22 protein-coding genes, 2 rRNA genes and 1 pseudogene (1 of these 25 cut by a window edge) are annotated in these 25,049 nt (G+C 71.1%); 11 read left to right on the top strand and 14 right to left on the bottom strand.

The features are described from left to right. Window positions 1-131: 131 nt before the first annotated feature. Both AC2RP6_RS21620 and AC2RP6_RS21615 read right to left on the bottom strand, forming a co-directional pair. Complete coding sequence (locus AC2RP6_RS21620) at window positions 132-317, bottom strand: hypothetical protein (RefSeq protein ID WP_486447671.1); 186 nt, start codon at window positions 315-317, stop codon at window positions 132-134. Between the two features lie 136 nt (window positions 318-453). Further along, entirely contained in the window at window positions 454-1,302 is an 849-nt protein-coding gene (locus AC2RP6_RS21615; RefSeq protein ID WP_486447670.1) for an SCO4651 family lipoprotein, read from the bottom strand. Between the two features lie 132 nt (window positions 1,303-1,434). Between AC2RP6_RS21615 and AC2RP6_RS21610 the strand changes: the two genes are divergently transcribed. Together AC2RP6_RS21610 and AC2RP6_RS21605 are read left to right on the top strand one after the other, a co-directional pair. After that, window positions 1,435-1,659, top strand: a complete 225-nt coding sequence (locus AC2RP6_RS21610) for a hypothetical protein (protein WP_486447669.1) — start codon at window positions 1,435-1,437, stop codon at window positions 1,657-1,659. Between the two features lie 76 nt (window positions 1,660-1,735). Further along, window positions 1,736-1,963, top strand: a complete 228-nt coding sequence (locus tag AC2RP6_RS21605) for a hypothetical protein (RefSeq protein ID WP_486447668.1) — start codon at window positions 1,736-1,738, stop codon at window positions 1,961-1,963. 206 nt (window positions 1,964-2,169) lie between these two features. On the opposite strand, the gene AC2RP6_RS21600 is transcribed toward AC2RP6_RS21605, so the two are convergent. The 5 genes from AC2RP6_RS21600 to AC2RP6_RS21580 all read right to left on the bottom strand — a co-directional run bounded on the left by AC2RP6_RS21600 (window position 2,170) and on the right by AC2RP6_RS21580 (window position 7,493). After that, window positions 2,170-2,898 carry a phosphatase PAP2 family protein gene (locus tag AC2RP6_RS21600; protein ID WP_486447667.1) on the bottom strand — a complete coding sequence of 243 codons (729 nt, stop codon included), beginning with the start codon at window positions 2,896-2,898 and terminating at the stop codon, window positions 2,170-2,172. 204 nt (window positions 2,899-3,102) lie between these two features. Continuing rightward, window positions 3,103-4,110 (bottom strand): C40 family peptidase, encoded by a 1,008-nt coding sequence (locus AC2RP6_RS21595; protein WP_486450398.1) that lies wholly within the window; start codon window positions 4,108-4,110, stop codon window positions 3,103-3,105. Between the two features lie 76 nt (window positions 4,111-4,186). Beyond that, on the bottom strand, window positions 4,187-5,908 hold the full coding sequence (locus AC2RP6_RS21590; protein WP_486447666.1) for a serine/threonine-protein kinase: 1,722 nt from the start codon (window positions 5,906-5,908) through the stop codon (window positions 4,187-4,189). Between the two features lie 60 nt (window positions 5,909-5,968). Next, on the bottom strand, window positions 5,969-6,832 hold the full coding sequence (locus tag AC2RP6_RS21585; protein ID WP_486447665.1) for a thioesterase family protein: 864 nt from the start codon (window positions 6,830-6,832) through the stop codon (window positions 5,969-5,971). A gap of 52 nt (window positions 6,833-6,884) precedes the next feature. Continuing rightward, on the bottom strand, window positions 6,885-7,493 hold the full coding sequence (locus AC2RP6_RS21580) for a LysE family translocator (RefSeq protein WP_266500014.1): 609 nt from the start codon (window positions 7,491-7,493) through the stop codon (window positions 6,885-6,887). Between the two features lie 214 nt (window positions 7,494-7,707). Here AC2RP6_RS21580 and AC2RP6_RS21575 point away from each other — a divergent pair, with 214 nt between their 5' ends. Further along, window positions 7,708-8,562 carry a pentapeptide repeat-containing protein gene (locus AC2RP6_RS21575; protein ID WP_486447664.1) on the top strand — a complete coding sequence of 285 codons (855 nt, stop codon included), beginning with the start codon at window positions 7,708-7,710 and terminating at the stop codon, window positions 8,560-8,562. A 173-nt stretch (window positions 8,563-8,735) separates the two neighbouring features. Here the strand turns inward: AC2RP6_RS21575 and AC2RP6_RS21570 are convergent, their stop codons facing one another. The 4 genes from AC2RP6_RS21570 to AC2RP6_RS21555 form a co-directional block, all read right to left on the bottom strand. Continuing rightward, window positions 8,736-9,854 (bottom strand): CU044_5270 family protein, encoded by a 1,119-nt coding sequence (locus tag AC2RP6_RS21570; RefSeq protein WP_486447663.1) that lies wholly within the window; start codon window positions 9,852-9,854, stop codon window positions 8,736-8,738. Continuing rightward, window positions 9,854-10,480, bottom strand: a complete 627-nt coding sequence (locus tag AC2RP6_RS21565) for an RNA polymerase sigma factor (RefSeq protein ID WP_486447662.1) — start codon at window positions 10,478-10,480, stop codon at window positions 9,854-9,856. The genes AC2RP6_RS21570 and AC2RP6_RS21565 overlap by 1 nt, the downstream gene beginning before the upstream one ends. 1,390 nt (window positions 10,481-11,870) lie before the next feature. After that, the gene (locus AC2RP6_RS21560; RefSeq protein ID WP_486447661.1) at window positions 11,871-13,040 is read right to left on the bottom strand and encodes an alpha/beta fold hydrolase; all 1,170 of its coding nucleotides are present in this window, start codon (window positions 13,038-13,040) and stop codon (window positions 11,871-11,873) included. Window positions 13,041-13,206: 166 nt separating this feature from the next. Next, window positions 13,207-13,506 carry a hypothetical protein gene (locus AC2RP6_RS21555; RefSeq protein ID WP_486447660.1) on the bottom strand — a complete coding sequence of 100 codons (300 nt, stop codon included), beginning with the start codon at window positions 13,504-13,506 and terminating at the stop codon, window positions 13,207-13,209. Between AC2RP6_RS21555 and AC2RP6_RS21550 the strand changes: the two genes are divergently transcribed. The 7 genes from AC2RP6_RS21550 to AC2RP6_RS21520 all read left to right on the top strand — a co-directional run bounded on the left by AC2RP6_RS21550 (window position 13,499) and on the right by AC2RP6_RS21520 (window position 21,476). Beyond that, window positions 13,499-13,861 (top strand): hypothetical protein, encoded by a 363-nt coding sequence (locus AC2RP6_RS21550; protein WP_486447659.1) that lies wholly within the window; start codon window positions 13,499-13,501, stop codon window positions 13,859-13,861. The two genes, AC2RP6_RS21555 and AC2RP6_RS21550, sit on opposite strands and share 8 nt — an antisense overlap. Window positions 13,862-14,236: 375 nt before the next feature. Then, window positions 14,237-14,545, top strand: a complete 309-nt coding sequence (locus tag AC2RP6_RS21545; RefSeq protein WP_008742356.1) for a hypothetical protein — start codon at window positions 14,237-14,239, stop codon at window positions 14,543-14,545. Between the two features lie 103 nt (window positions 14,546-14,648). After that, window positions 14,649-15,482 (top strand): hypothetical protein, encoded by an 834-nt coding sequence (locus AC2RP6_RS21540; RefSeq protein WP_486447658.1) that lies wholly within the window; start codon window positions 14,649-14,651, stop codon window positions 15,480-15,482. After that, the gene (locus tag AC2RP6_RS21535; protein ID WP_486447657.1) at window positions 15,472-16,791 is read left to right on the top strand and encodes a hypothetical protein; all 1,320 of its coding nucleotides are present in this window, start codon (window positions 15,472-15,474) and stop codon (window positions 16,789-16,791) included. The genes AC2RP6_RS21540 and AC2RP6_RS21535 overlap by 11 nt, the downstream gene beginning before the upstream one ends. After that, window positions 16,788-18,350, top strand: coding sequence for an SCO6880 family protein (locus tag AC2RP6_RS21530; RefSeq protein ID WP_486447656.1), 1,563 nt, complete (start codon window positions 16,788-16,790; stop codon window positions 18,348-18,350). The genes AC2RP6_RS21535 and AC2RP6_RS21530 overlap by 4 nt, the downstream gene beginning before the upstream one ends. A gap of 19 nt (window positions 18,351-18,369) precedes the next feature. Further along, window positions 18,370-19,791 carry an ATP-binding protein gene (locus tag AC2RP6_RS21525; RefSeq protein WP_486447655.1) on the top strand — a complete coding sequence of 474 codons (1,422 nt, stop codon included), beginning with the start codon at window positions 18,370-18,372 and terminating at the stop codon, window positions 19,789-19,791. Window positions 19,792-19,793: 2 nt separating this feature from the next. Then, window positions 19,794-21,476 carry a P-loop NTPase family protein gene (locus tag AC2RP6_RS21520; RefSeq protein WP_486447654.1) on the top strand — a complete coding sequence of 561 codons (1,683 nt, stop codon included), beginning with the start codon at window positions 19,794-19,796 and terminating at the stop codon, window positions 21,474-21,476. A 7-nt stretch (window positions 21,477-21,483) separates the two neighbouring features. Here the strand turns inward: AC2RP6_RS21520 and AC2RP6_RS21515 are convergent, their stop codons facing one another. Then, complete coding sequence (locus tag AC2RP6_RS21515; RefSeq protein ID WP_486450397.1) at window positions 21,484-22,041, bottom strand: GNAT family N-acetyltransferase; 558 nt, start codon at window positions 22,039-22,041, stop codon at window positions 21,484-21,486. 114 nt (window positions 22,042-22,155) lie between these two features. Here AC2RP6_RS21515 and AC2RP6_RS21510 point away from each other — a divergent pair. Further along, window positions 22,156-22,361: pseudogene (locus tag AC2RP6_RS21510) on the top strand (DUF3626 domain-containing protein); the annotation flags it as partial. A 61-nt stretch (window positions 22,362-22,422) separates the two neighbouring features. Here the strand turns inward: AC2RP6_RS21510 and rrf are convergent. Both rrf and AC2RP6_RS21500 read right to left on the bottom strand, forming a co-directional pair. After that, window positions 22,423-22,539, bottom strand: a 5S ribosomal RNA gene (rrf, locus tag AC2RP6_RS21505). 76 nt (window positions 22,540-22,615) lie between these two features. After that, window positions 22,616-25,049, bottom strand: a 23S ribosomal RNA gene (locus AC2RP6_RS21500) (it continues 690 nt past the right edge of the window).

The following is a 25,049-nucleotide window of genomic DNA, read 5'->3' as shown; positions in this document are numbered from 1 at the left end:
CGGCGCCCGGCACCGCACCTCGCCGCGTTGTCGCGGCGCCCACGTACGTCCAGTACTCGGGCACCCCTCCGCCTTGCGATGCACGGCACCGGACACCGCGGGCCTGACCGGCGCCACTTTGACGACAGGACCTAGCGGCCCAGCAGCACTTCGTCGATGCGGTCCAGGCTCAGCCGCTCCTCGGCCGCCGCGGACGCGGCGATGATCAGCTCACCGCACAGTTCGATCTCGGCGAGCGCCACGTGGTCCTGCACCGTCGTACCGCCTGCGGGAGTCACGCGTGTCACCTCAATCTGCCACCGGCCACCGGCCGTCATCGGTCATGCCGCACCACTTGCCGGCGCCCGGCTTCTCAGCGTAGGGAGGACGCCCCTCCCCCCGCATGACACGGATGGACCATTTCCGGATACCCGGCCATGGCCCGATCGCGCCGCTCCCGGCCCGCCCGCCCCGCTAGTCGGCGATCTTTCCGGCGTAAATGTCCCCGCTCGCGGGCAATACGACGGTCACCGGCGTCCCGAATCCGTACAGGAGCGTGGTCGACGACACATCGATCACGCCATTGTTGACGTAGGTGAAGCGGTGCCTGACCTTCCGCAGCCGCCCTTCCTCGTCGAGGTAGGCGTCGAAGGGCACCGTGTCCTTGCTGAACCCTTTCGCCGCCGCCTCCAGTGCCCCGCGCATCTCCGCCGGCGCGCTCCCGGCCGCCCGCCCGATGTCGGTGGTCCCCCGGTAGTGCCGCACCCTGGTGCCCGCCACCTCGGTCTCCCCCACGTACGTCACCTGCTGCGCGGCCCGCAGCAGCTCGGCCGCGACCAGCGGGTCGGTGGCTCCGCCGGTGACCAGGTTCCCGTCGGCGAGGGTCGTCGTGTCGACGCGCACCCACTTGTCGGCGGGGACGCCCGCGCCGCGGTTCTTCATGTAGAGCGCGCCGGGCACGAGCAGCTCGGTGATGGGCCGGTGCTCGTCCTCGCCCTTCACGTCGGCCGGGAGCAGCACCAGGAGCTGCCCCATCCGCTTCTTGAAGTCGACGCCGCCCTCGCCGCGGATGGTGACCCGGGTCCCGCCCGTGGCCATCTCCATCGCCGTACGGGCCCGGGCGCTGCCCGTGCGCGCCAGCGCGTCGGCGGCGCCGCGGACGGCCGCCGACGCCTCCGCCGACGCCTCCGCCGGGGACCGGTCGTCGCTCGCGGCGCTGCCGACGGCGCACCCGCCCGTCGCCGTGACCGCCAGGGTGACTCCGGCGGCGAGCACCACCTCAGCCGCGCGCCCGCGCAGCAGCCTGTGCCGGTGAACCACCATCGCCTGCCAACCCCCAACGCGTGACCGCTGTTTGCCCGAGGTCCCCACCCGCTCCGGTTAACGAGGCCCCGGGTTTCCCGTCACGGGCCCACACCTTGCCCGCCCCCCGAGTGCCCCCGGTACCGTGGAGAAGTGGAACCGCACATCGACGCGACCCCGGTGCCCGCGCCGGCCGCCGTACCGCCCCCGAGGCCCCAGCAGCAGCCGACCGGCCACACCACCTCCACCGCCGACCGCGGATCGTTCTGTCTGGCCGTCTGCACCTGCGGCTGGAAGGGGCCGGCCCGCCGCTCCCGCGACCTCGCCCGGAAGGACGCCACCGCCCACGAGGCCGCGGGGACCGCGGGCCCTCCGTAGACCGCGCCGGCAGGGCGTCTCGCCCGTTCGGACGGCCCGGCTGGCCGGGGGGCGCGACAGCGGATGCCCTTGACTCATGCCTGGTTCCGCAGCCCGCCTCGCGGCCCTCCTCTGGGCCCTGCTCCTCGTGTTCGCCCCGGCCGCCGCGGCCGCCGCGGCGTGGGCCAGACCCGTGGGCTCGGCGGACGGCCCGGCCGACGTGGCGCTGGCCATCGGGCTCACCTCGGCCGCCGCGCTCGGCACCGGCCTCTGGCTGCGTTCCCGCTACCGCCGCGAGGGCGACACCGACGCGGGTGACCAGTGACGCCCCGGCCCCGCCCGCGGGCGGTCCTGGTGTGCTTCGGGGTGGCCGCGCTGTGCCTGCTGACGGCGGCGCTGCTCGCCGTGTGGGACTCGTACGGGACGGGCTGACCCGCCGGCAGCCCTTCCGTCGGGCGACGGGCGACGGGCGACAGACGGGGGACAGGCGACGGCGACGGGCGACAGACGAGGAGCGCCAGGTGTCGGGCGTCAGGCGGCCAGGTCGTTGTCCTGGGTGCGCTGGCCCGTCGGTGGGGTCCGGGGCTGCGCGAGGCCGACCGGCAGCGGCCGTGCCCGACCACCGGCCCGTACGAGCCGGCCGAAGCGCGGGGAGGCGGCCACCGCCCGGACGAGGGGGTTGAGCAGCGCCAGCGCGAGCGGCGCGAGGACCAGGACGACGGCGGTACCGAGCGCGAGACCACCGATCACGTCGGTGGGGTAGTGGACGCCCATGTAGACGCGGCTGAGTCCTTCGAGGAGGGCCAGCGCGATCCCGGCGAGCCCGAGCCTGCGGTGGGCCACGAACAGCCCCACGCCCAGGGCCATCGCCACGGTGGTGTGACCGCTGACGAAGGAGTACTCGGTGTTCCCGAGTCCCGCGCCCCAGCCGGGGTCGAGGACCTGCAGCCCCTCGTGCTGGCGGAAGGGCCGCTGCCGGCCGACGAATTCACGCAGCGGGACGTTCACGAGCAGGGCCAGACCGGCGGCGAGGGGGGCCCACACGAGCGCCGTGAAGGTCTCGGCGGCCGTGTTCCCGTCCTGCCGGCGGGCGCCTCGCCAGCACCACAGGACCAGGAGCACCAGGGCCAGCAGGATCCCGTACTCACCGGCCAGGCTCACGGCCGTGTCCAGCCACGACGGGGCGCGCCGGGCCGCTCCGTTGACCTCGTACAGCAGGCTGACATCCACGTTCGGCCCACCTGTCGTGAGTCCAGCCATGGTGACGCGGCCCCTTGCTCTTGCCGTGGTTCCCCTGCGGGCGCACCCGGGTGCGCGCCCCTTCGACACCCACTTGATCAACCCCCGCGTTCATGGAACGCCCGTTCTGACGGCCGGGTTCCACTCTCCACCGAATGATCACGGCAACGTTATCGAAGAGTGACTGGTCGTCGCAGCTCAGGGCCTTTGCCTCACGGAGAGTTGCTACGCCGGACGGCCGGCGGCCGCCCGCTCCGGAAGGGATTCCGCCCCGTCCTTCGTCACCCGGGTCGCCCCGAAGTAGTCGGGAGTGTCGATCTTGTCGAAGCGGATCACGGCCCCGGTGAAGGGAGCGTTGATCATGTAACCGCCGCCCACATAGAGGCCCACGTGCCGGATCTCGCGCGAGTTCGTCAGATCATCGGAGAAGAACACCAGGTCTCCGGGCAGGAGTTCGTCCCGCGAGGGGTGCGGACCGGCGTTGTACTGGTCGTTGGCCACGCGCGGCAGCTGGATCCCGACCGTCTCGTACGCGGCCTTGGTCAGCCCCGAACAGTCGAACCGGCCGTCCTGGTCGGGCGTACCGTTGCCGCCCCACAGGTAGGGCGTGCCCAGCTGCTTCTGCGCGAAGTAGATCGCCCCGGCGGCCTGTTGCGAGGGCGCCACCCGCCCCACGGGCCGCGCGAAACTCTTGGCCAGGGTGGTGATGGCCTTCACGTACCCCTGGGTCTCCTTGTACGGCGGCACGCCCCCGTACTTGATGACCGCGTAGGCGCCGGCGTTGTAGGCGGCCAGCATGTTCGACGTCGGGTCACCGGGCACGCTCCGCACGTCCCTGGCCAGCTCGCAGTCGTACGAAGCGGCCGAGGGGATCGCGTCGTTCGGGTCCCAGATGTCCCGGTCCCCGTCCCCGTCCCCGTCGATGCCGTGACCCGCCCAGGTGCCCGGGATGAACTGCGCGATGCCCCGCGCGTCCGCCGGGCTGACGGCGCTCGGGTTCCAGCCGCTCTCGGAGTACAGCTGCGCGGCGAGCATCGGCGGGCTGATGGCCGGGCAGAGGGTGCCCCACTTCTCCACCAGTGCCTGGTACTTCGCGGGCACGGCACCCTTGGTCAGGCCCACGGCACGGCCGCCGGCACCCGATCCCACGAGTCCCGCCGCCGCCGAGTACGTCCCCACGACGAGGAGCGCCACGAAGGTCAGACACAGCCCGATCCCGATCCCGCCGGCCATCCAGAATCTGCGCACCCGTCAACCCTCCCCCATCCCGGTCACTTCAACGTGCGATTCGGCCGTGTCGCATGTCCTACTACCCCACTTGGAAGCCCGTGCAGGCGATGCTCGCGTACTTCGCAGGGTCATCCTCGACGTGGTAGAAGACCACCGTCCAGTCCCCGCGGTCGGCGGACAGGGGCACGGCCGGCCAGGTCCTGCCCCCGCCGTGCATCGTGAAGTCGTCCGGATACGTCAGCTCCACGTCACCGCCCGACTGCCAGTGCGTGTAGATGTCGACCGGCTTGCTGGTGTATCCGACGGCCCGGTTGTCCGTGGGGAAGGGCTTGCCGGTGTCCGGTTCGATGTCGTGCGGCGATTTCACCGCCACCGACACGTAGTACGGAGCGGGCCTGCTCCGCTCCATCTCCGCGTACTTGATCCGCATCTTGATGCTCGCCGATCCGCCCGGCACCCCGTCCCGGCTCGTCGTCGACACGGCCGACTGGAACCCGGCGCCCGGCGTCTTCTCCTCCGCCGGCTGGTTGCACTGGCCGATGCCCTGGGCCGCCTGCACCGGATCGGGGGCGCCCGTCCACAGGTAGCGCGAGACCCTGTTGCCCTCGATGTACTCGGCGGGCGGCTTGCCACCGCCCTGCGGGGCGGCCGGAGCGGTCTCGGGGGTGGCCCGTGCGTCCGTGCGCCCCTGTGCGGAGGCCCCGCCGGCGCCGGACCCCTCGTCTCCCCCGTCCCCCGCCGGCGGGAGCAGCTGCCAGGCCGCCAGGGCGAGGGCCACCACCGCGGCCGCCCCGACCACGACCCGGACGCCGCGCCGCCGCCCACCCCTTGTCGGGGGGTGGCCGGGCACCAGCCCGGGCCCCTCGGTCGGCGCCGCGTGCAGCGCGGCCGAGGCCTCCGCCGGTACGGGTACGGATACGCGTACGGGTACGGACGCCGGGACGGGCTCCGCGAGCGCGCCGAGCCCGCGGTACGCCGGGTCGTCGACCAGCGCGTCCCGCACCCCGCAGCGGGCGATGACCTCACGCAGCCCGGGCCGCCGCCCCGGGTCCTTCGCCACGCAGGCCTGGATCAGCCCCGCCAGACCCGGCTCCACCCCGGCCAGGTCCACCGGCTCGTGCACCGCCCGGTAGCTCACCGTCGCCGGATCACCCGTACCGAACGGCGGGCGCCCGGTCGCCGCGTACGCCATCGTCGCGCCCAGCGCGAAGACGTCCGCCGGGCCGTCGTCCCCCGTCCCGCCGCCCACCAGCACCTCCGGCGCGGTGAACCCCGGCGTGCCCGGGGCCTGCCCGTCCTGGGTGAGGGCGGTGGCCCCGACGCCCTTCGCGATCCCGAAGTCGATCAGCTGCGGCCCCTGCGCGCCCAGCACGACGTTGTGCGGCTTCAGGTCCCGGTGCGTCACCCCGTACGCGTGGACGCTCGCCAGTCCCTCCGCCAGCGCCGCGAACAGCCGCAGGCAGGTCTCCGCCGGCAGCGCCCCGCGCTCCGCGACCGCCCGGCCCAGCGTGGGTCCGGCCACGTACTCCGTGGCCAGCCAGTACGGCGGGGCCGCCAGCGAGGCGTCGATCAGGTTCGCGGTGTAGGCCGACCTGACCGCGCGCACCGTCCCGGCCTCCCGCCGGAACCGCGCCAGCGCCTCCGGATGCCCCGTGATCTCGTCCCGGATCACCTTGACCGCGACCAGCCGGCCGCCGGGCGAACGCCCCAGGTACACCTGCCCCATGCCCCCGGCCCCCAGCCGGGCCAGCAGCACGTGCTCCCCGATGCGGGCCGGATCGGTCCCCCTCAATGCCTCCATCCGCACGAGGCTGCCACACCGACTCCCGCGCACCGCAACGGGGTTGGCACGGCACCCGGCTCAGCGCGGCGCGACGTACAGGCTCTGCGCGCTCCGCCCGATCGGGCCCTTCTCGTCGTGGAGCCGCGCGTCCGCGAGCCCGATGCCGGCCGCGTCCACGCTCGTACGGGCCTGCACGCACGCCCATTCGCCCACCGGGTGGCGGTGCAGGTGGACGGTCAGGTCGCTGTTGACGAAGACGTACGCCCCGAAGTCCATCACCGCGCTGATGCCGTTGCCCGAGTCGGCCGCGATCAGCACCCGGTCCAGCGGCCTGGTCCCCTCACCCGCGATCAGCGGCACCTTCATCCGCATCCAGCAGGTACCGGGCCCCGGTTCGACGAAGGCGCCCTCGGTGAACCGGGTCTCCATGGCCGAGTGGTAGCCGATCTCCCACGGCACCGGGAAGAACGGCGTCACTCCCACCTCCCCCGGCGCCGGCAGCTGCGGACCGCTCACCACCGCCGGTACGGACTCCTCGGCGACCCGGATCCGCAGGGCCCGCGCCAGCATCACGGGCGCGGCGCCCACCGGGGCGAGCGCGGCCTCGACCACCTCCGTGCTCCGCCCGGAGCGCAGCACGGAGGTGGTGACCTCCAGCTCGCCGATCGGCACCGGGCGCAGGATCTCGTACGTGATCCGGGCGATCCGCATGTCGGCCCGCGCGCCCGGCCGCTCCTCGACGGCCCGCCCCAGCAGCGCCGCCGGCGGACCGGCGTGCTGCGAGGCCGCGTCCCACGGCCCGCGCGTGCACTCGGTGGCCCGGAACCGCCCGGGCCCGAACCGCTCGAAGAACCCCTCGTACGCCGTGTGCCCCTCGGACACCTCGGACCCTTGGGACACCTCGTACTCTTTGGACACCTCGTACCCCTCGGCAGCACCCATGCCCGTCACGCTACCGACTGGTAACCACGCCCACCAGCCCCCGGGAGACGGGTCAGCGGGCGAACCCCAGACCCACCCCCAGCCCCACCAGCACCGAACCGATGGCCCGGTTCAAGGTCTTCTGCGCCTTCAGCATCCGCTCACGCAGGCTGGAGACGGAGAAGAACACCGCCACGGCCCCGAACCACCCCAGGTGCGCCGCCGACATGAACAGCCCGTATCCGGCCTGCTGCCACAGCGGCGTCCCCGGATCGACCACCTGCGTGAAGGTCGACACCACGAACAACGTCGTCTTCGGATTCAGCACGTTGGTCAGGAACCCCGACCGCATAGCCCCCAGCCGGGTCAGCTGCGGCTTCGACTCCAGGTCCACGGTCACCTCCGCCCGCGCCCGGAAGGTCCGGATCCCGATCCACACCAAATACGCCGCACCCGCCAGCTTGATCACGGTGAACAACGCGGTGGAAGAGGCGATCAGCAGGCCGACCCCCAGCATCGTGTACGAGACGTGGACCAGCACCCCGGCCGCGACCCCGGCGGCCGCGAACAGCCCCGTGGGCCGCCCGTAGAGATAGCTGTTGCGCACGACCATGGCGAAGTCCGCACCCGGACTGATCACGGCGAGCAGGGTGATGACGGCAACTGCGATCACTTCTGTCATAGGGCGATGCTCGCCGCCCGCCCCCCGACGATCAACCCCCTACTCCCGTCCACCACTTGCCGCACGCACCCCCGCCCGGCACCCGACAGGCCGACAACCTGCGGATCCACCCCGCGAAGGGGTCGGGACGACAGAGACGGCCAACGCGGCCGAGACGGCCGAGACGGCAGCGACGGCAGCGACGGCAGCCGGCGTACCGCGGAGCGGCCACCGGATGAACCCCACCCACCCGACCGGCGACAATGAAGGCGTGTCCCACGAGCCCCACAGCCTGCCCCTGCTGCAAGCCGACTGCGCGAACTGCTTCGCGCTCTGCTGCGTCGCCCTGCCGTTCGCCAAGTCCACCGACTTCGCCGTGAACAAGCCCGCCGGAACCCCCTGCAAGAACCTCCGGCAGGACTTCCGCTGCGGCATCCACACCGGGCTGCGCGACCAGGGCTTCCCCGGCTGCACGGTCTTCGACTGCTTCGGCGCGGGCCAGCAGGTCTCCCAGGTCACCTTCGGCGGTCGCGACTGGCGCAGCCACCCCGAGACCCGCGGGGAGATGTTCGAGGTCTTCCCGGTCATGCGGCAGCTGCACGAGCTGCTCTTCTACGTCGACCAGGCGCTGTCCCTCCCGGCCGCCGCCCCGGTCCACCCCGAACTGCGCCGCGCACTCGCCGAGACGCAGGAGTGGACGCGCGCCGACGCCGGCGCCCTCGCGGACCTCGACGTCGGCGCGCTGCGGGGACGGATCAACACGCTGCTTCTGAAGACCAGCGAACTGGCCCGCGCCAAGGTCCCGGGCCGCAAGAAGAACCACCGCGGCGCCGACCTGATGGGCGCCCGCCTCTCCGGGGCCGACCTGCGCGGGGCGAACCTCCGCGGCGCCTACCTGATCGCCGCCGACCTCTCCCGCGCCGACCTGCGCACGGCCGACCTGATCGGCGCGGACCTCCGCGACGCGAACCTGCGCGGCGCGGACCTCCGCGAGGCCGTCTTCCTCACCCAGCCACAACTGAACGCGGCCCACGGCGACCCCACGACCCGCATCCCGTCGTCCCTGACCCGCCCCACCCACTGGACCTGAAACCCGGAGCCCGGTGCGGCGCCCGGCCAATGCACGGAGCCCGGCCGATCCAGCCCCGCCGGCGTTTGAGGCGCGGGGGCCGGGAGGCCGGGGGCCAGGGGGCAGCGCCCCCGGCAACGGCGCCGCACCCGCACCCGCATCCGCACTCGCACCCGCACTCGCACTCGCAGCGGTCAGCCGCCCGAAGGAGCCGGAATCTCCTTCATCCGATCGACGACGCTCCGCGTCATCACGGCATTGGTGGACACCACCGTGCCCTCCTTGATCAGCCCACCCTCACCCGCGTCCCCCCGCACCTGCACGACCCGCTCCCCGAGGAACTCCAGCGTCTGCCGATCGAAGATCCATTCCTCCCGCTGGCCGGTCGTCTCGTCGAGCCGGGCGACCGCGACCCCGTGGCGCCCCGCCGCGTCGACCGCGTCGTCCACCGTCACCACCCCGGGAATCTTCGCCGCGGTCCTGTACAGCGCGGCGGCCAGTTCCGCCGGCGGGTAACTGCCGCGCAGCAGGTCGCCGATCGTGGTGAAGGCCTCCTGGTCGGGGGCGCGCCCCATCCCGCGCGTCTCCTCGTAGATCTTCTTCAGCAGCACGTCGGGGTCGGTGGGCAGCGCGGCGAGGTAGTCGTGCGTCGGCGCGTTGAGGTACGGCGTCGGCGTCTCGCCCCTCTCGTTCTTCCCCTCCAGCGTCACGCCCTTCGGGCCGGTGTTGCCGGGCTCGATCAGCCAGCCCTTGAGGCCGTCCGGCGAGTTCCACGTGTGCCGCATGTGCAGCTCCTGGCTGACCAGGACGTCCTTGTCCCCGACGCTCTTCACGTAGGTGTGGGACGTCTTGCTGCCGATGTAGATGAACTGGTCCGGCCGCACCTGCACCCCGGGACCCGCGGAGGCCGCCGCCAGGGAGATGCGGTCCAGGAGCTGCTCCGTGCCCTTGGCATCGGCGGTGCCGATCCGGGTGGTCATGGCCGGGCCCGTCGCGATCGTGGAACCGGCTCCGTCCGCGTCGCCCCGGTCCACGTAGGTGAGGAAACCGGCGGCGAGCGCGCCCGCCAGGGCGAAGGCCCCGAGGGGTACGAGGATCCCGCGGCGCAGGAGGGGGCTGCGCACTCCCGTCCTGCGGACGGTCACGGGGGCGGTCTCGGCGTCAGCGGTTCGGAGGTCTTCGTGGATCCGGGCCATCAGTCGCTCCTTGTGGAACTGGTGGCGGCCCGCGGGAAGTTCCCGTTCGGCGAACGGCAGGGGGAGCGAGTCGTCCTCCCGGCCGGCCGGGCGGCGCCGGAAAAGGTCGGCGTTCATCAGATTCCCTCCTGTGCGGACCGGACCGCCTTCGCGCGGTCCTCATATGCCTGTCGGGACCGGGCCGCGAGTTCCCGTCCGTTCTTCTTCAGTTCCGCGTCGGCGAGCCTGCGCAGCTTCGTACGGGCCCGCGACAGCCTCGACCGCACGGTGCCCACCGGAATGCCGAGGACCCGGGCCGCCTCGGCGTACTCCAGGCCCTCGCACAAGCACAGCAGCAACACCTCGCGCTCGGGCCGGCGCAGCGCACCGAGCTGCGCCAGCGTGGCCGCGATCTGCCGCCGGTCGTCCAGCCGCCCGGCGACGTCGTCGGCGTGGTCGGGCACGGCCCCGGCACTGGCCGCCGCCGCTGCGGCCGCGGCGGCGGCCCGGAAGCGGCGGTTGCTGCGGCAGTGGTTGCGGGCGATGTTGGTGGTGATCCCCAGGAGCCAGGGCCGCAGGGAGCCGCCCTCGGGGTCGACGCTGCCGCGCAGCCGCCACGCCTCCAGGAAGGCCGCCGACATGACGTCCTCGGCGACGGCCCAGTCCCCGGTCATCCGGAAGGCGTGGTTGTAGAGGGTGCGGGAGTAGCTGTCGAACAGCTCCGCATAGGCGTCCGGATCCCCGGACCGCACCCGAGTTCGCATCTCTGTGGTCACTCCTGTCGGCTGTCCGCCACCCCGGCCCCAGTTCCCGTGACCCCGATCACACGCCCACCCACGCCGCGCCGACGGGATCCTGACCCGCAGACGTTCCCGGCACCACGGGACGCAGACCTGCACGGTACGGCCGGGCGCCCCGACGGTGGATGCCGCCAACTGCTGAGCCGTGTGGGCAGGCGGCCGGTCGCCCGCGGCGAGCCGTACCGGGTGCAGGTGACCGGCGCCGCGGGGCGGTCCGGGGCGTGCGCGTCAGGGCAGCCACGCCGCGCGGGAGGCCGCCGGATCGGTGACCGGCCCGGGGTGACGAGGTTGCCGCCCGGCCCGCAGATGGCCAGTGGCACGGGAAACTGACGGCGCCGAGGCATCACGCTGGCAACACCGCGGCTGCCGCGTAGCGGGGGCTGCCGGGCGACGGAGACTGCCGGGCAGCGAAGCCGCCGGGCAGCGGAAGCCGCCGGGCAGCCGAGACGCAGGGCGGCGGAGACTGCCGGCGGCGGAAACTGCCGGGCAGCCGAGACGCCGGGCGGCGGAAACTGCCGGGCAGTGAAAGCCGCAGGCGGCGGAGGCCGCGCCGGGCCGTGAAAGCCGCCAGGCAACGAAGGCCACCAGGCAGGGGAAGCCGCCGGACAGCGAAAGCCACCAGGCAACGAAGACTGCCGGGCCCTCTCGGGCTGGCGCAGCCCAGACCCTCAGCGGATCACCCGGCAGCACTGCCCGGCCCTGCCCCACCCCACGCCCCAGCCCCGTCCACGCGGCACCGCCAACCCCGCACCCGGCACCCGGCACCCGGCACCCGACACCCGGCCGACCCTTGGGCCAGGCATCCGCAGTCCCCCTTCTTCCAGCCCCGGCACCCGCGCCCGCCGACGCAGCTGAACCCGCTCCCCAGCAGCGACGCAGCGCCCCGGAACCAGAGCCCGCCCACGGACCGGCCGGCACCCTCATCACCCACCCCGGCCGCGCCGCCAACCCGACGCCCTCGACGTCCGGCGAAGCCGACCCAGGGCCCAGCCCACCACCAGCAGCACAGAGACACATCAGCCCCACCCACCTCCGCCACGGCCGGCGGCCCGGGGCCGGCCCTAGGGGGTGTCCGGCGGATCAAGGTCGGACAGTCCGGGCTGTCCGGTGCTGTGGATTGCAAGGCGGAGGAGGGAGTCGACGCGGAGCGTCGGCGACCGACGACAACGCGGCAAGGCGCGGCGCCGGGCGGGCCGGGCCGGGCCCGGCCATGATCCGCCGGACACCCCCTAAGCCCCGGCCGGCAGGCCGGCAGGCCCACCGGAACGCCAGCCCGGCGGCCCGGCGGCGGCCCACCGGAACGGCGTTCAGGCGAAGACGGCGGAACGCCGGCCCGGCGAAGCGGCGGCGGCGGTCACACGGTGGTCGCCCGGCCCACCCGCGCCAGGAAGTCCCGCACGGCGGCGAAGTACCCCTCCGGGTCCCCCACCCGCACCGCGTGCCCCGCCGGCAACTCCACCAGCCGCACGCCCGCCCTCCGCACCGTCATCTCCCTCGCGTGCTCCGCCGACAGCACTCCGCTCCGGTCCCCCCGGACCAGCAGCGTCGGCGCGTCCACGCGCAGCCAGTCCTCCCAGTGGTCCCCGTTCAGCCCCCGCTGGGACTCGACCATGTCCTCCACCTCGAAGGCGGCCCCCCACCCGTCCGGGTACTCCCGTACCGCACCCTCCAGGTACGGCGCGGAGCTCCCCACCCCCGCCAGGAACCCGGCCCGGGTCGTGGCCCGCCGCGGCCAGGCCCGCGCGAACGACAGGTCGCCGTCGACCACCGCCCCGATGTCCTCCACCACCACCGCCCGCACCAGGTCCGGCCGCCGCGCGGCCAGCTGGTAGGCGTTGACCCCGCCCAGCGAATGCCCCAGTACCACCGCGGGTCCCAGCCCGACGTGCTCCAACAGCGCGACCGCGTCCGCGACGTACCCCTCGCGGGTGTACTCCCCCGCCCGGTCGGACTCCCCCTGCCCGCGCTGGTCCAGGGCGATCACCCGCCACGCCGGACCCACCTCGCGGGCCAGCCGCTCGAAGTCCGCCCCCGTCCCGAAGTGCCCGTGCAGCGCCAGCAGCGGAGCCCCCGGCCCGCCGAAGTCCGTGTAGACCAGGCGCCGCCCGTCCCGCGCCACCATCACCCCCGGCAGCGGTCCCAGCTTGTCGATCACCCGCTGCCGCAGCAGCTGGTACTCCTCCCAGCGCCGCTTCAGCCGACCGCCCGGCCGCTTCACCACGCGCCCGGGCGTGACCGTCTCACCCCGCCGGAACTGCTCCCGCGTCAGATCGACCCGGATGCCACCGGGCAGCAGGTTCCACCAGTGGTAGCCCTCCTGCCGCCCCTCCTGGAACACCTCGCCCAGCACCAGGTCCCCGCCCACGAGGTCCTGCACGACCAGCGCGGTGATGTCACATTGCCCCCAGGCCGGATTCTCCGCGGTCCAGGGCACCCGGCTGATGTCGGCCGGCTCGCAGGTCTCGGCGGACCATCCCGCCCGGATGGCCGCCTCGAGATCCGCAAGAGTCCAGGTAGTCGTCATCCCTTCAGCCTGCCGCACCCCACTGACAACCCGGCCCCAGTCCCGCGCCGCCGCGGACCCAGGCCCGCACGGCCGACCCAGGCCCAGGCCCCCAGGCCCGCCGGCCGCCCCCGGCACACCCGGCAGCCCCAGGCACACGCGGCAGCCCCGAGCACACCCGGCGGCCTCAGGGATTGATGACCGCGGCCCAGCCCAGCGTGCAGGTCAGCGTCAGCGTGCACGAGGTCTCGAAAACCGCCCCGCCGGTGGTGAGCACCTTCACGTAGACCCGGTCGGCGACCTTGACCGCCACCCCGCAGGCGTTCCGCGGATACCCCGGCGTCTGCCGGTAGTTGGTCAGGTCCTTCCACGCGTACGCACCCGTCGGCGCGCTCCGGTACCCGACGTACGTCCGGCCCCGGCTCAGCGCCGCGCTGTACTCGGCACCCGACATCGACCCCGGCACCCCGACCGTGTCGATGTCCACGCACGGCCCCGGCGGCCCGGGCGGCCCCGCCGGGCCCCGCTCCGGCTTCGGCTTCGGCTTCGGCCCCCCGCGCTGCGTCGGACAAGCCGTACCGCGGCCACCCGGCGTCCCCTTCGGACTGCCCTTCGCGGCAGCCGTCCCGGTCTTCCCGCACACCTCGGCCACCCCCGACGCCATCCCCGGCGCCACCACCGGCGCGACCACCGGCGCGACCTCCTGCACGGCCGCCGCCGCGGGCGCCTGGACACCCCCGAGCACCAGCACCAACGGCACGGCCAGACCACCGGCCGGCCACACGCGCCGGGCCGCCCTGAACACGGAACCCATCCTTCACTCCCTGCGTCGTCCTGTCTGACGACGTGGAGCTTCACCCGCGATCCGTTGTACGGATGGAATACTGACGGAATGTCGGACTTATGTCAGCGGGTCGGCCCAACGACACGCGACCCCGCTGCTCCGAACGGCGGCCCCTCGCCCCGCCCCCCGTACGCCGAGAGGACAATCATTGCCCGGCGTCACCCCCCGTGATACACAGAGTGACCGCACGTTCTTGCGGATGGACGACGGCCCGGCCCAGGTCAGAGCGCGGAAGACGGTCACGGGCCGCGAGATCGGGTAAAGAGAGCCGACAAGTCGACGACGGCGGCGGTTTCATCAGCGAAGATAGTGCGTGACCCCTGCCGTCGGGCAGCGGGCATCCGGAACTACCCATACAGGGGCGGTGAGTTACATGATCCTGGCAGCCGAAAAGGGCGACATCACCACCATCATCGGCGGAATCGCCCCGAACTGGGGGCCGTTCGGCAGTCTCGGCAACGAAGCGAAGGTCATGATCGAGGTGGTCATGGCCGTGGCGATCCTCCTCTGCCTCGGCATCGCCATCTGGGGCGCGGCCAAACAGCGCATCGGCGCGACCGCCCTGCGCGACACGTTCAGCGCGGAACAGGGCAAGGGGCTGATCGTCGCCGGCCTCACGGGCGTCTTCATCATCGGCTCCCTCGGCACGCTCTTCACGATCGTCTACGGAATGGCCGTCTAGCCCGACCGACCACCGGTGGCCCCGACCTGATGAGGACTCACCACACCGCATCCACGCGGGAACCAGCGCTACCGTCGTACGACGCGGAGGGGGCGGAAACGGAATGAGCAACGACGACCAGTACGGCGGCGCCGGCTACGGCGAGGTCGGCGGCACGGGCCAGACCCGCACCCGCCTCCCCGACGCCCCCGCCGACCCGTACGGCCCCGCCCGCCGCACCTCCCGCGCCCCCCGCAGCCTGGTCACCGTGGTCGGCGTGGTCGTCCTCCTGATCGCCGCCATCGCGTTCGCGAACCAGGCCCCGGACACCCCCGACGCCAAACCCACCGACGACACCCCCTCCTCCACCTCCACCACCGCCACGGGCACCGACCCGGTCACCGGCAAAACCGCGGGCATCCCCAAGGGCTTCGCCCACGACGAACAGGGCGCCCAATCGGCGGCCGCCAACTACGCGGTCGCCCTGGGTTCCGACGCGATGTTCGACGCCGCCCGCCGCCAGACGATCGTCCAGACCGTCTACCTGCCGGACGTAGCCACTGCCCGCCAGAACGACCTCGACAAGATCTACGCGGACCCGGGTTTCCTGGCTCGAATCGGGCTCGACGCCGCAGGCAAAGCTCCCAAGAACCAGACCTTCATCTCCCGCACGAACCCGGTGGGCACGAAGGTGGAGAAGTTCGCCGGCGACACCGCCACCGTCTCCGTCTGGTACTCGGCCCTGTTCGGCCTCGCCGGAGAGGGGTCGAAGAACCCCGTCTCCGAGAGCTGGTACACGAACACCTTCGAGCTCAAGTGGCTCAATGGCGACTGGAGAGTCTCCGACTACACGCAGAAGGACGGTCCCGCCCCCGTGGGCAGGGACCAATCCGCCGCCACCGCGGAGGAAATGGCCGCGGCAGTTTCACAGTTCGGGGGGTTCACCTATGCGCGCTAGCCGTCGCGGCTTGCAGGTCACGGCCGCCATGGCGGTCGTGCAGACCGCAGTCGTCCTCCTGGCCACTCGTGCGGTGGCGGCCCCCACGCCGAGCCCCACCCCCAGCACCCAGCCGAGCAACAACCCCTGCGACCTCATCCGCGGCCCCGCCAAGGACTACTGCGAGCGCGGCGAAGGCGGCGGAGCCCCCCGTACCGGCCTCGCGCCCAGCGACCCGGCCGACGCCCTCAACCCCCTCGCCTCCCTCGCCAAGGGCTGCGCCGACGCCGCCGCCTGGATCGTCACCAAGCTCAGCGAAGCGGTCAAGGGCAGCGCCAACGTCGACTTCACCAACGCCACTTTCCTCAAGCAGTACGCCGTCGTCTTCGCCGCCTCCACCATCCTCACGCTCGTCCTGTGGCTCTTCGCCGTCGCCAAGCGAGCCGTCCGCGGCGTCCCCCTCACCACCGCCCTCTCCGAAGCCATCGGCTTCCTCTGGCTCACCGTCCTCGCCTCCGCCTTCACCCCCCTGATCCTCTACACCGTCGTCTCCGCCACCGACGGCGTCACCGAGGTCATCGCCTCCGCCACCGGCGGCCAGACCGACGTCTTCTTCGGCTCCTTCTCCGAGGCCCTCAAGAAGGGCGACGACATCGGCGGCGGCCCGATCATGCTGATCGTCGTCGCCCTCGTCACCGTCCTCGCCGCCGGCATCCTCTTCCTCGAACTCTTCATCCGGGCCGCCCTCCTCTACGTGGGCGCCCTCCTCGGCGTCGTCGTCTACTCCGGCCTCGTCGACCGCAACCTCTGGGGCCACGTCCGCCGCTGGGCCGGCATCATGATCGCCGTCATCCTCGTGAAGCCGGTCATCGTCATCGTCCTCGGCCTCGCCGGAGCCCTCACCGGCGAACAAGGCCCCAACGCCTTCTCCGCCGTCGTCACCGGCCTCGCCATCATCCTCCTGGCGATCTTCGCCTCCGCGATGATCTACCGCTTCGTCCCCGGCTTCGGCGACGAGATCGCCTCCGCCCGCGCCGGCCGCAGCAAAGCCACCGACGGAGCCCAGGCCGCCGCCGTCATCAGCTCCCCGGCCTCCCTCGTCTCCCAGGGCATCAAGACCCACAGCAGCCGCGGCGCCCACCGCGGAGGCGGAGGCGACGGCGGCGGCAGCGCCCCCCGCCCCGCCAACCCCCTCTCCGGAGGCGTGGCCGCCCACAGCAGCCGCCCCACCTCCGGCGGCGGCGCCGGCGGCGGCGGATCCGTCCCCTCCGCCGCACCCCCGCCCCGCACGAGCTCGAGCACGAGGAACACAGGAGGTGACGGGCGTTGACGACCCAGTCCCACCAGCTGCACCCGGTCGCGCCCCGCCGCACGTATCTCATCGGCCGCGCCCGGCCGAACGCGATCGTCGGCAAGAACCGCGAGACCGGCGAGATCGCCCTCATCATCACCGGGGCGTTCTTCGGCATGATGAGCGGACTGCTCGTCCCCGACCTCACCCTGCGCATCGTCAGCCTCGTCGGCTTCCCGCTCCTCGCGCTCGCCGCCGTGTACGTCCCGTACAAGGGCCGCACCTTCTACCGCTGGTTCGAGATCAGCCGCAGCTACAAGCGCACCCTGCGCCGCGGCACCACCTACCGCTCCGGCGCCATGGAAGCCGGCATCCGCGCCGCCGACGGCCGCGAGGTCGAGGTCGGCCCGCCCCCCGGCATCGGCCGCATCAACTGGCTCGCCGCCCCCTTCGGCCCCGACGAGATCGCCGTACTCCTCCACGCCGACCGCCGCACCGTCACCGCCGCCATCGAGATCGAAGGCCCCGGCGTCGGCCTGCGCGACAGCGAGGACCAGGAAGCCCTCGTCGACCGCTTCGGCACCCTCCTCAAGCACGTCGCCAACGGCGACGGCTTCGTCACCCGCCTCCAGATGCTCGCCCGCACCCTCCCCGCCGACCCCGACGCCCACGCCAAGGACGTCGCCCAGCGCGGCGACACCCAGGCCCCCGTCTGGCTGCGCGACTCCTACGACCAGCTCCAGTCGATGGTGTCCACCTCCTCCGAGCAGCACCGCGCGTACCTCGTCGCCTGCATGCACTACACCCGCGACCTGGCCGCCGAAGCCGTCACCATCGCCCGCGCGACCACCCCCCACAAGGGCCGCAAGCTCGACCGCGACTCCGGCCTCGCCATCGTCATGGCCCGCGAGCTCACCGACATCTGCGCCCGCCTCGCCGAAGCCGACATCCGCGTCCGCCAGCCCCTCGGCCAGGGCCGCCTCGCCTCCCTCGTGCACTCCATGTACGACCCGGACCACCCCATCGACCACATCCAGGCCATGACCAAGCGCAACGCCTGGCCCGCCGAACTCGACGCCGTCGAACCGACCTTCCTCCAGGCCAAGACCCGCGAGTCCTCCACCCGCGCCCCCTGGTGCCACGCCACCGCCTGGGTCAAGGAATGGCCCATGACCCCCGTCGGCGTGAACTTCCTCGCCCCCCTCCTCGTCCACACCCCCGACGTCATCCGCACCGTCGCCGTCACCATGGACCTGGAACCCACCGAGGTCGCCATCGAGCGCATGCTCACCGAGAAGACCAACGACGAGGCCGACGCCTCCCGCGCCGCCAAGATGAACCGCACCGTCGACCCCCGCGACATCGCCGCCCACGGCCGACTCGACCAGAGGGGTGAAGATCTCGCCAGCGGCGCTGCCGGAGTCAACCTGGTCGGGTACATCACGGTGTCCTCACGTTCACCGGAGGCCCTCGCCCGCGACAAGCGGACCATCCGCGCCTCGGCCGGCAAGTCCTACCTGAAGCTGGAATGGTGCGACCGCGAGCACCACCGCGCCTTCGTCAACACCCTGCCGTTCGCCACCGGCATCCGACGCTAGCTGGAGGGAAGACCCGCCCATGCGAGATCCCATGACAGCGCTGACGGACGCCTTCACCAGCTTCCTCTTCGGCAAAGTCGAAACCACGCGCCTGCCCGTACGCACCTCCACCGGGCAGGCGCAAGCCGTCTACCTCCCCACCGCCGCCCCCGGCCTCGGCGACTCCGGCGTCATCATCGGCCGCGAGGTCTACAGCGGCAAGGGCTACATCTACGACCCCTTCCAGCTGTACGGCCAGCAGCTCCCGGCCCCCCACTGGCTCGTCCTCGGCGAATCCGGCAACGGCAAGTCCGCCCTGGAGAAGACCTACGTCCTGCGCCAGCTCCGCTTCAAGGACCGCCAGGTCGTCGTCCTCGACGCCCAGGGCGAGGACGGCGTCGGCGAATGGAACCTCATCGCCCAGCAGCTGGGGATAACCCCCATCCGCCTGGACCCCATCGCCGCGAACGACTCCGGGATCCGCCTCAACCCCCTCGACCCGGCCATCACCGCGACCGGGCAGCTCGCCCTGCTCCGCACCATCATCGAAGTCGCCATGGGCCACGGCCTCGACGAACGCGCCGGCTTCGCCCTCAAGGTCGCCCACGCCCACGTCGTGGACACCATCCGCGACCGCCAGCCCGTCCTCACCGACATCGTCGAGCAACTGCGCCACCCCGAGGCCGAATCGGCCCTCGCCATGAACGTCGACATAGACGATGTCCGGGCCTGGGGCCTCGACGTCGCGCTCGTCATCGACCGCCTCGTCGACGGCGACCTGCGCGGCATGTTCGACGGCCCCACGACCGTCGGCATCGACCTCGACGCCCCCCTGATCGTCTTCGACCTCTCCCACATCGACCGCAACTCCATCGCCATGCCCATCCTCATGGCGATCGTCGGGGTCTGGCTGGAACACACCTGGATCCGGCCCGACCGCAAGAAGCGCATCTTCCTCGTCGAAGAGGCCTGGCACATCATCAACAGCCCCTTCGTCGCCCAGCTGTTCCAGCGCCTCCTGAAGTTCGGCCGCCGCCTCGGCCTGTCCTTCGTCGCCGTCGTCCACCACCTCTCCGACGTCGTCGACGGCGCCGCCGCCCGCGAAGCCGCCGCCATCCTCAAGATGGCCTCGACCCGAACGATCTACGCCCAGAAAGCCGACGAGGCCCGGGCCACGGGCCGGGTCCTGGGCCTCCCCCGCTGGGCGGTGGAGATCATCCCGACCCTCACCCCCGGCATCGCCGTCTGGGACGTCAACGGCAACGTCCAGGTCGTCAAACACCTCATCACCGAAGCCGAACGCCCCCTGGTCTTCACCGACCGCGCCATGACCGAGTCCTCCACCCCGACCCGCCTCCCCGCCGACCTCCTCGCCGCCGAACTGGAAGCGGAGGAACGCGCCCTGTCCATCGAACGCAGCCGCGGCAGCGGCAGCCCCGGATCCGCGACCACGGTGGCCTGACCATGCACGACGCACGACGTACGGACCCCTCCGCGCGCAGCGGCGGCGTCCCGGACGGCCTGCTGGTCGCCCTGCTGGCCTTCCTCCTCGGCCTGGCCGTCCTCGTCTGGACGGCCACCGGCCTGGCCGCGCTCTTCGCCAAGGGCTTCTGGCCCGACACCGTCACCTTCACCCGCACCCCGGCAGCCGTCCGCGCCCTGATAGCGCAGCCCCACGACATCCCGGGCGCCTGGCCGGACACCGACCCCACGGCCCTCTCCGGCTGGGGCCTCTTCTGGGGCCTGTTCGTCAGCCAGCTGCTGATCCTCTTCGTCCTGACGGTCTTCGTGATCGGCGTGGTGGCCCGCACCAAGTCCCGCCGCGCCCTCGCCGCACAACCAGCACCCGCGGCAGCCGTTCCGGCGTTCGAAGCACACGGGCCCGGTGGCAGCGCCCCAGGCAACCCGAACGCCGCACGCACGCAGGCTCCGGCGCACCCTCTGCCGGCCACGCCGCCCGTTCCCGCCTCGCCGGCGTTCGAGCCGCAGGAACCCGGGGGCAGCGTCCCCGACCAGCACCGCCCGGTACCCGCCCCCGCAGCGCCCGTCCCGGCCCCGCCGCCGTCCGAGACGCGGGGGCCCGGGGGCGGCGCCCCCGCCACCCGTACCGGCCCGAACGACGAGGCCTACCGCTACGGCTTCGGCTACGCGCCCCGGCCGACAGCTGCCACCGTCACCCCGGCCGTCACCCCGGCCGTCGCCCCCACGGTCGCCCCCACCGCCACCCCCGGTGCCACCCCGCGGGGGATCACGTACGCCGCCCCCGACGACCGCCTCCGCACCGCCACCCAGCGCATCGGGGAGACCGAGGGAGCCGCCCTCGTCGTGACGTCCTCCCCCGCCCTCTGGGCCGAGACCAAGGACGCCCGCGCCAAACTCGGCCCGGTACTCCTCTACGACCCCTCCCACCTCTGCGACACCCCGGCCCGCCTGCACTGGAACCCCGCCGACGGCTGCGCCGACCGCGACACCGCCGCCGCCCGCGCGATCGCCCTGCTGGCCCCCGTACGCCCGCAGGCCCGGATGGACGCGGCCGTGGCCGACACCGCCGAAACGCTCCTGCGCAGCTGGCTGCAGGCCGCCGCCCTGGACGGCAGACCGTTCAAGCAGCTGCACCGCTGGGCCCAGGGCAACAGCGCCCAGGACCCGGTCCGCATCCTGCGCACCCACCCCCAGGCCGCCGCGGGCGCGGCCGGCGAACTGGAGAGCGCCCTCACCGCCCACCCCGAACGCCGCGAACTCGCCCTGGCCCTGACGGCCCGTGCCCTCTCCTGCCTGACGTCGATCCACATCCGCGAAGCCTGCAATCCGAACCGAACAGATGCCCTCACCTTGGCTTCGTTCGTCGCCGAAGGGGGAACCCTTTATCTGGTGGGTGAAGCACTGGAGGACCCCCGCACCCACCCGGGTGCGATGCCGTTGCTGACCGCACTCGCCTCTCACGTGGTCGAGCACGGCCGCCGCATGGCCGCACGGTCATCCCACGGTCGGCTCGACCCACCACTCTCCCTGGTGCTGGACGACGTGGCGGCCGTGGCCCCGATCCCCCAGCTCCCGGAGCTGCTGACCGGGGACACGCTCCCCCTCCTGGCCCTGTGCCGCAGCCGCGAACAGGCCCGCTCCCGCTGGCCCGGAGCGGACCTGTAGCCGCCCCCTAACCCGCGGGCCGCCGCAGCACGTACTCCAGTTCCTTGGCGCCCGGGTTCCCCGGTACGGGCACCACGACGCCGGTCGGCTCGAAGCCGTACCTCCGGTAGAACGCGCCGGCCCGGCCGTTGTCCTCGTGCACGAACAGCCGTACCCGCTCCAGCGCCGGCTCCTCCAGCCCCCAGGCCCAGTCCAGGGCGGCGGCGAACAGGGCCTCGGTCAGCCCGGTCCCGCGCTGCTCGGCCCGTACGAACACCCCGACCACATGGCCCTGCGTCCGCTCGACGTCCTGGTCGAAGAAGTCGACGGACCCGCCCTCCTCGACGAGCACGGTCACCGACCCGTCCCACCGCCCGTCCGCCGCCTCGGCGACGAACTGCCGGGCGGCCCGCCCTCGCGACGCGCCCTCGGCCCGCCCCCGCCAGAACTCGTCGGGGTGCCCCTCGGCCTGCTCGACCGTCTCCAGGAAGGCGACCGGAGCCGCCGGATCCTTGAGCCCGGCGATCCGCAGCTCCTTGACCTGCTCCCACTCCTCGGCACGGACCGGACGTATCACATGCTGCACTTCGTTCATGAGCGGTGATCCTAACCATCCATCAACAAGACCACACCCACGAATCTGCACGTCAGAGCCATCAAACACGTCACTGCGCGCTCCTTCGGCCAGCCCCTGGACCCGGTCGACGAACTCCGCCGCCACCCCGAATACCGCGGCCAGGAGTACGTGGACCTCGGCGCGGACATCGCCGTGGACGGCTTGCTGCCCCCCACGTCCTGGGCGAAGAGGCCCGCACGGGCCGGCACGACGAACAGGCCCTCAAGCGGGTCTGGCACTACCTGGCCCGCTTCGGCATGGCACAGCACCCTGACCGAACCCGCCCGTGAACGCAGAAAAGCCCCGCACCGAACCCGTAACGGGCTGGTGCGGGGCTTTCCCACAATGATTGTTCGGCGGCGTCCTACTCTCCCACAGGGTCCCCCCTGCAGTACCATCGGCGCTGAAAGGCTTAGCTTCCGGGTTCGGAATGTAACCGGGCGTTTCCCTAACGCTATGACCACCGAAACACTATGAAATTTGAACGCTGGCATGGACACAGCTGTTCGTTATTTCAGAACTAACACAGTGGACGCGAGCAACTGAGGACAAGCCCTCGGCCTATTAGTACCAGTCAGCTTCACCCGTTACCGGGCTTCCACATCTGGCCTATCAACCCAGTCGTCTACTGGGAGCCTTACCCTCTCAAGGAGGTGGGAATACTCATCTTGAAGCAGGCTTCCCGCTTAGATGCTTTCAGCGGTTATCCCTCCCGAACGTAGCCAACCAGCCATGCCCTTGGCAGGACAACTGGCACACCAGAGGTTCGTCCGTCCCGGTCCTCTCGTACTAGGGACAGCCCTTCTCAATATTCCTACGCGCACAGCGGATAGGGACCGAACTGTCTCACGACGTTCTAAACCCAGCTCGCGTACCGCTTTAATGGGCGAACAGCCCAACCCTTGGGACCGACTCCAGCCCCAGGATGCGACGAGCCGACATCGAGGTGCCAAACCATCCCGTCGATATGGACTCTTGGGGAAGATCAGCCTGTTATCCCCGGGGTACCTTTTATCCGTTGAGCGACGGCGCTTCCACAAGCCACCGCCGGATCACTAGTCCCGACTTTCGTCCCTGCTCGACCCGTCGGTCTCACAGTCAAGCTCCCTTGTGCACTTACACTCAACACCTGATTGCCAACCAGGCTGAGGGAACCTTTGGGCGCCTCCGTTACCCTTTGGGAGGCAACCGCCCCAGTTAAACTACCCATCAGACACTGTCCCTGATCCGGATCACGGACCGAGGTTAGACATCCAGCACGACCAGAGTGGTATTTCAACGGCGACTCCACCCCAACTGGCGTTGGGGCTTCAAAGTCTCCCACCTATCCTACACAAGCCGAACCGAACACCAATATCAAACTGTAGTAAAGGTCCCGGGGTCTTTCCGTCCTGCTGCGCGAAACGAGCATCTTTACTCGTAGTGCAATTTCACCGGGCCTATGGTTGAGACAGTCGAGAAGTCGTTACGCCATTCGTGCAGGTCGGAACTTACCCGACAAGGAATTTCGCTACCTTAGGATGGTTATAGTTACCACCGCCGTTTACTGGCGCTTAAGTTCTCAGCTTCGCAACCCCGAAAGGTCACTAACCGGTCCCCTTAACGTTCCAGCACCGGGCAGGCGTCAGTCCGTATACATCGCCTTACGGCTTCGCACGGACCTGTGTTTTTAGTAAACAGTCGCTTCTCGCTGGTCTCTGCGGCCACCCCCAGCTCACGGAGCAAGTCCGATCACCAGTGATGGCCCCCCTTCTCCCGAAGTTACGGGGGCATTTTGCCGAGTTCCTTAACCATAGTTCACCCGAACGCCTCGGTATTCTCTACCTGACCACCTGAGTCGGTTTAGGGTACGGGCCGCCATGAAACTCGCTAGAGGCTTTTCTCGACAGCATAGGATCATCCACTTCACCACAATCGGCTCGGCATCAGGTCTCAGCCTTGTATGAGGGACGGATTTGCCTACCCCTCGGCCTACACCCTTACCCCGGGACAACCACCGCCCGGGCTGGACTACCTTCCTGCGTCACCCCATCGCTTACCTACTACAAGTCTGGTTCGTCGGCTCCACCACTTTCCTTTCCCCGAAGGGTCCGGAACGGCTTCACGGACTTAGCATCGCCTGATTCGATATTGGGCGTTTCAAAGCGGGTACCGGAATATCAACCGGTTGTCCATCGACTACGCCTGTCGGCCTCGCCTTAGGTCCCGACTTACCCTGGGCAGATCAGCTTGACCCAGGAACCCTTAGTCAATCGGCGCACACGTTTCTCACGTGTGTATCGCTACTCATGCCTGCATTCTCACTCGTGAACCGTCCACAACTAGCTTCCGCTGCTGCTTCACCCGGCACACGACGCTCCCCTACCCATCACAGCCTCCGTTGGGAGTATTGCTGCAATGACACGACTTCGGCGGTACGCTTGAGCCCCGCTACATTGTCGGCGCGGAATCACTTGACCAGTGAGCTATTACGCACTCTTTCAAGGGTGGCTGCTTCTAAGCCAACCTCCTGGTTGTCTCTGCGACTCCACATCCTTTCCCACTTAGCGTACGCTTAGGGGCCTTAGTCGATGCTCTGGGCTGTTTCCCTCTCGACCATGGAGCTTATCCCCCACAGTCTCACTGCCGTGCTCTCACTTACCGGCATTCGGAGTTTGGCTAAGGTCAGTAACCCGGTAGGGCCCATCGCCTATCCAGTGCTCTACCTCCGGCAAGAAACACACGACGCTGCACCTAAATGCATTTCGGGGAGAACCAGCTATCACGGAGTTTGATTGGCCTTTCACCCCTAACCACAGGTCATCCCCCAGGTTTTCAACCCTGGTGGGTTCGGTCCTCCACGAAGTCTTACCTCCGCTTCAACCTGCCCATGGCTAGATCACTCCGCTTCGGGTCTAGAGCGTGCAACTCAAACGCCCTGTTCGGACTCGCTTTCGCTACGGCTTCCCCACACGGGTTAACCTCGCTACACACCGCTA

The sequence above is a fragment of the Streptomyces sp. WAC03905 genome (assembly GCF_057371075.1).
Note: the sequence above shows the minus strand (reverse complement) of the source record. Positions and strands in the feature narration are given on the sequence as shown.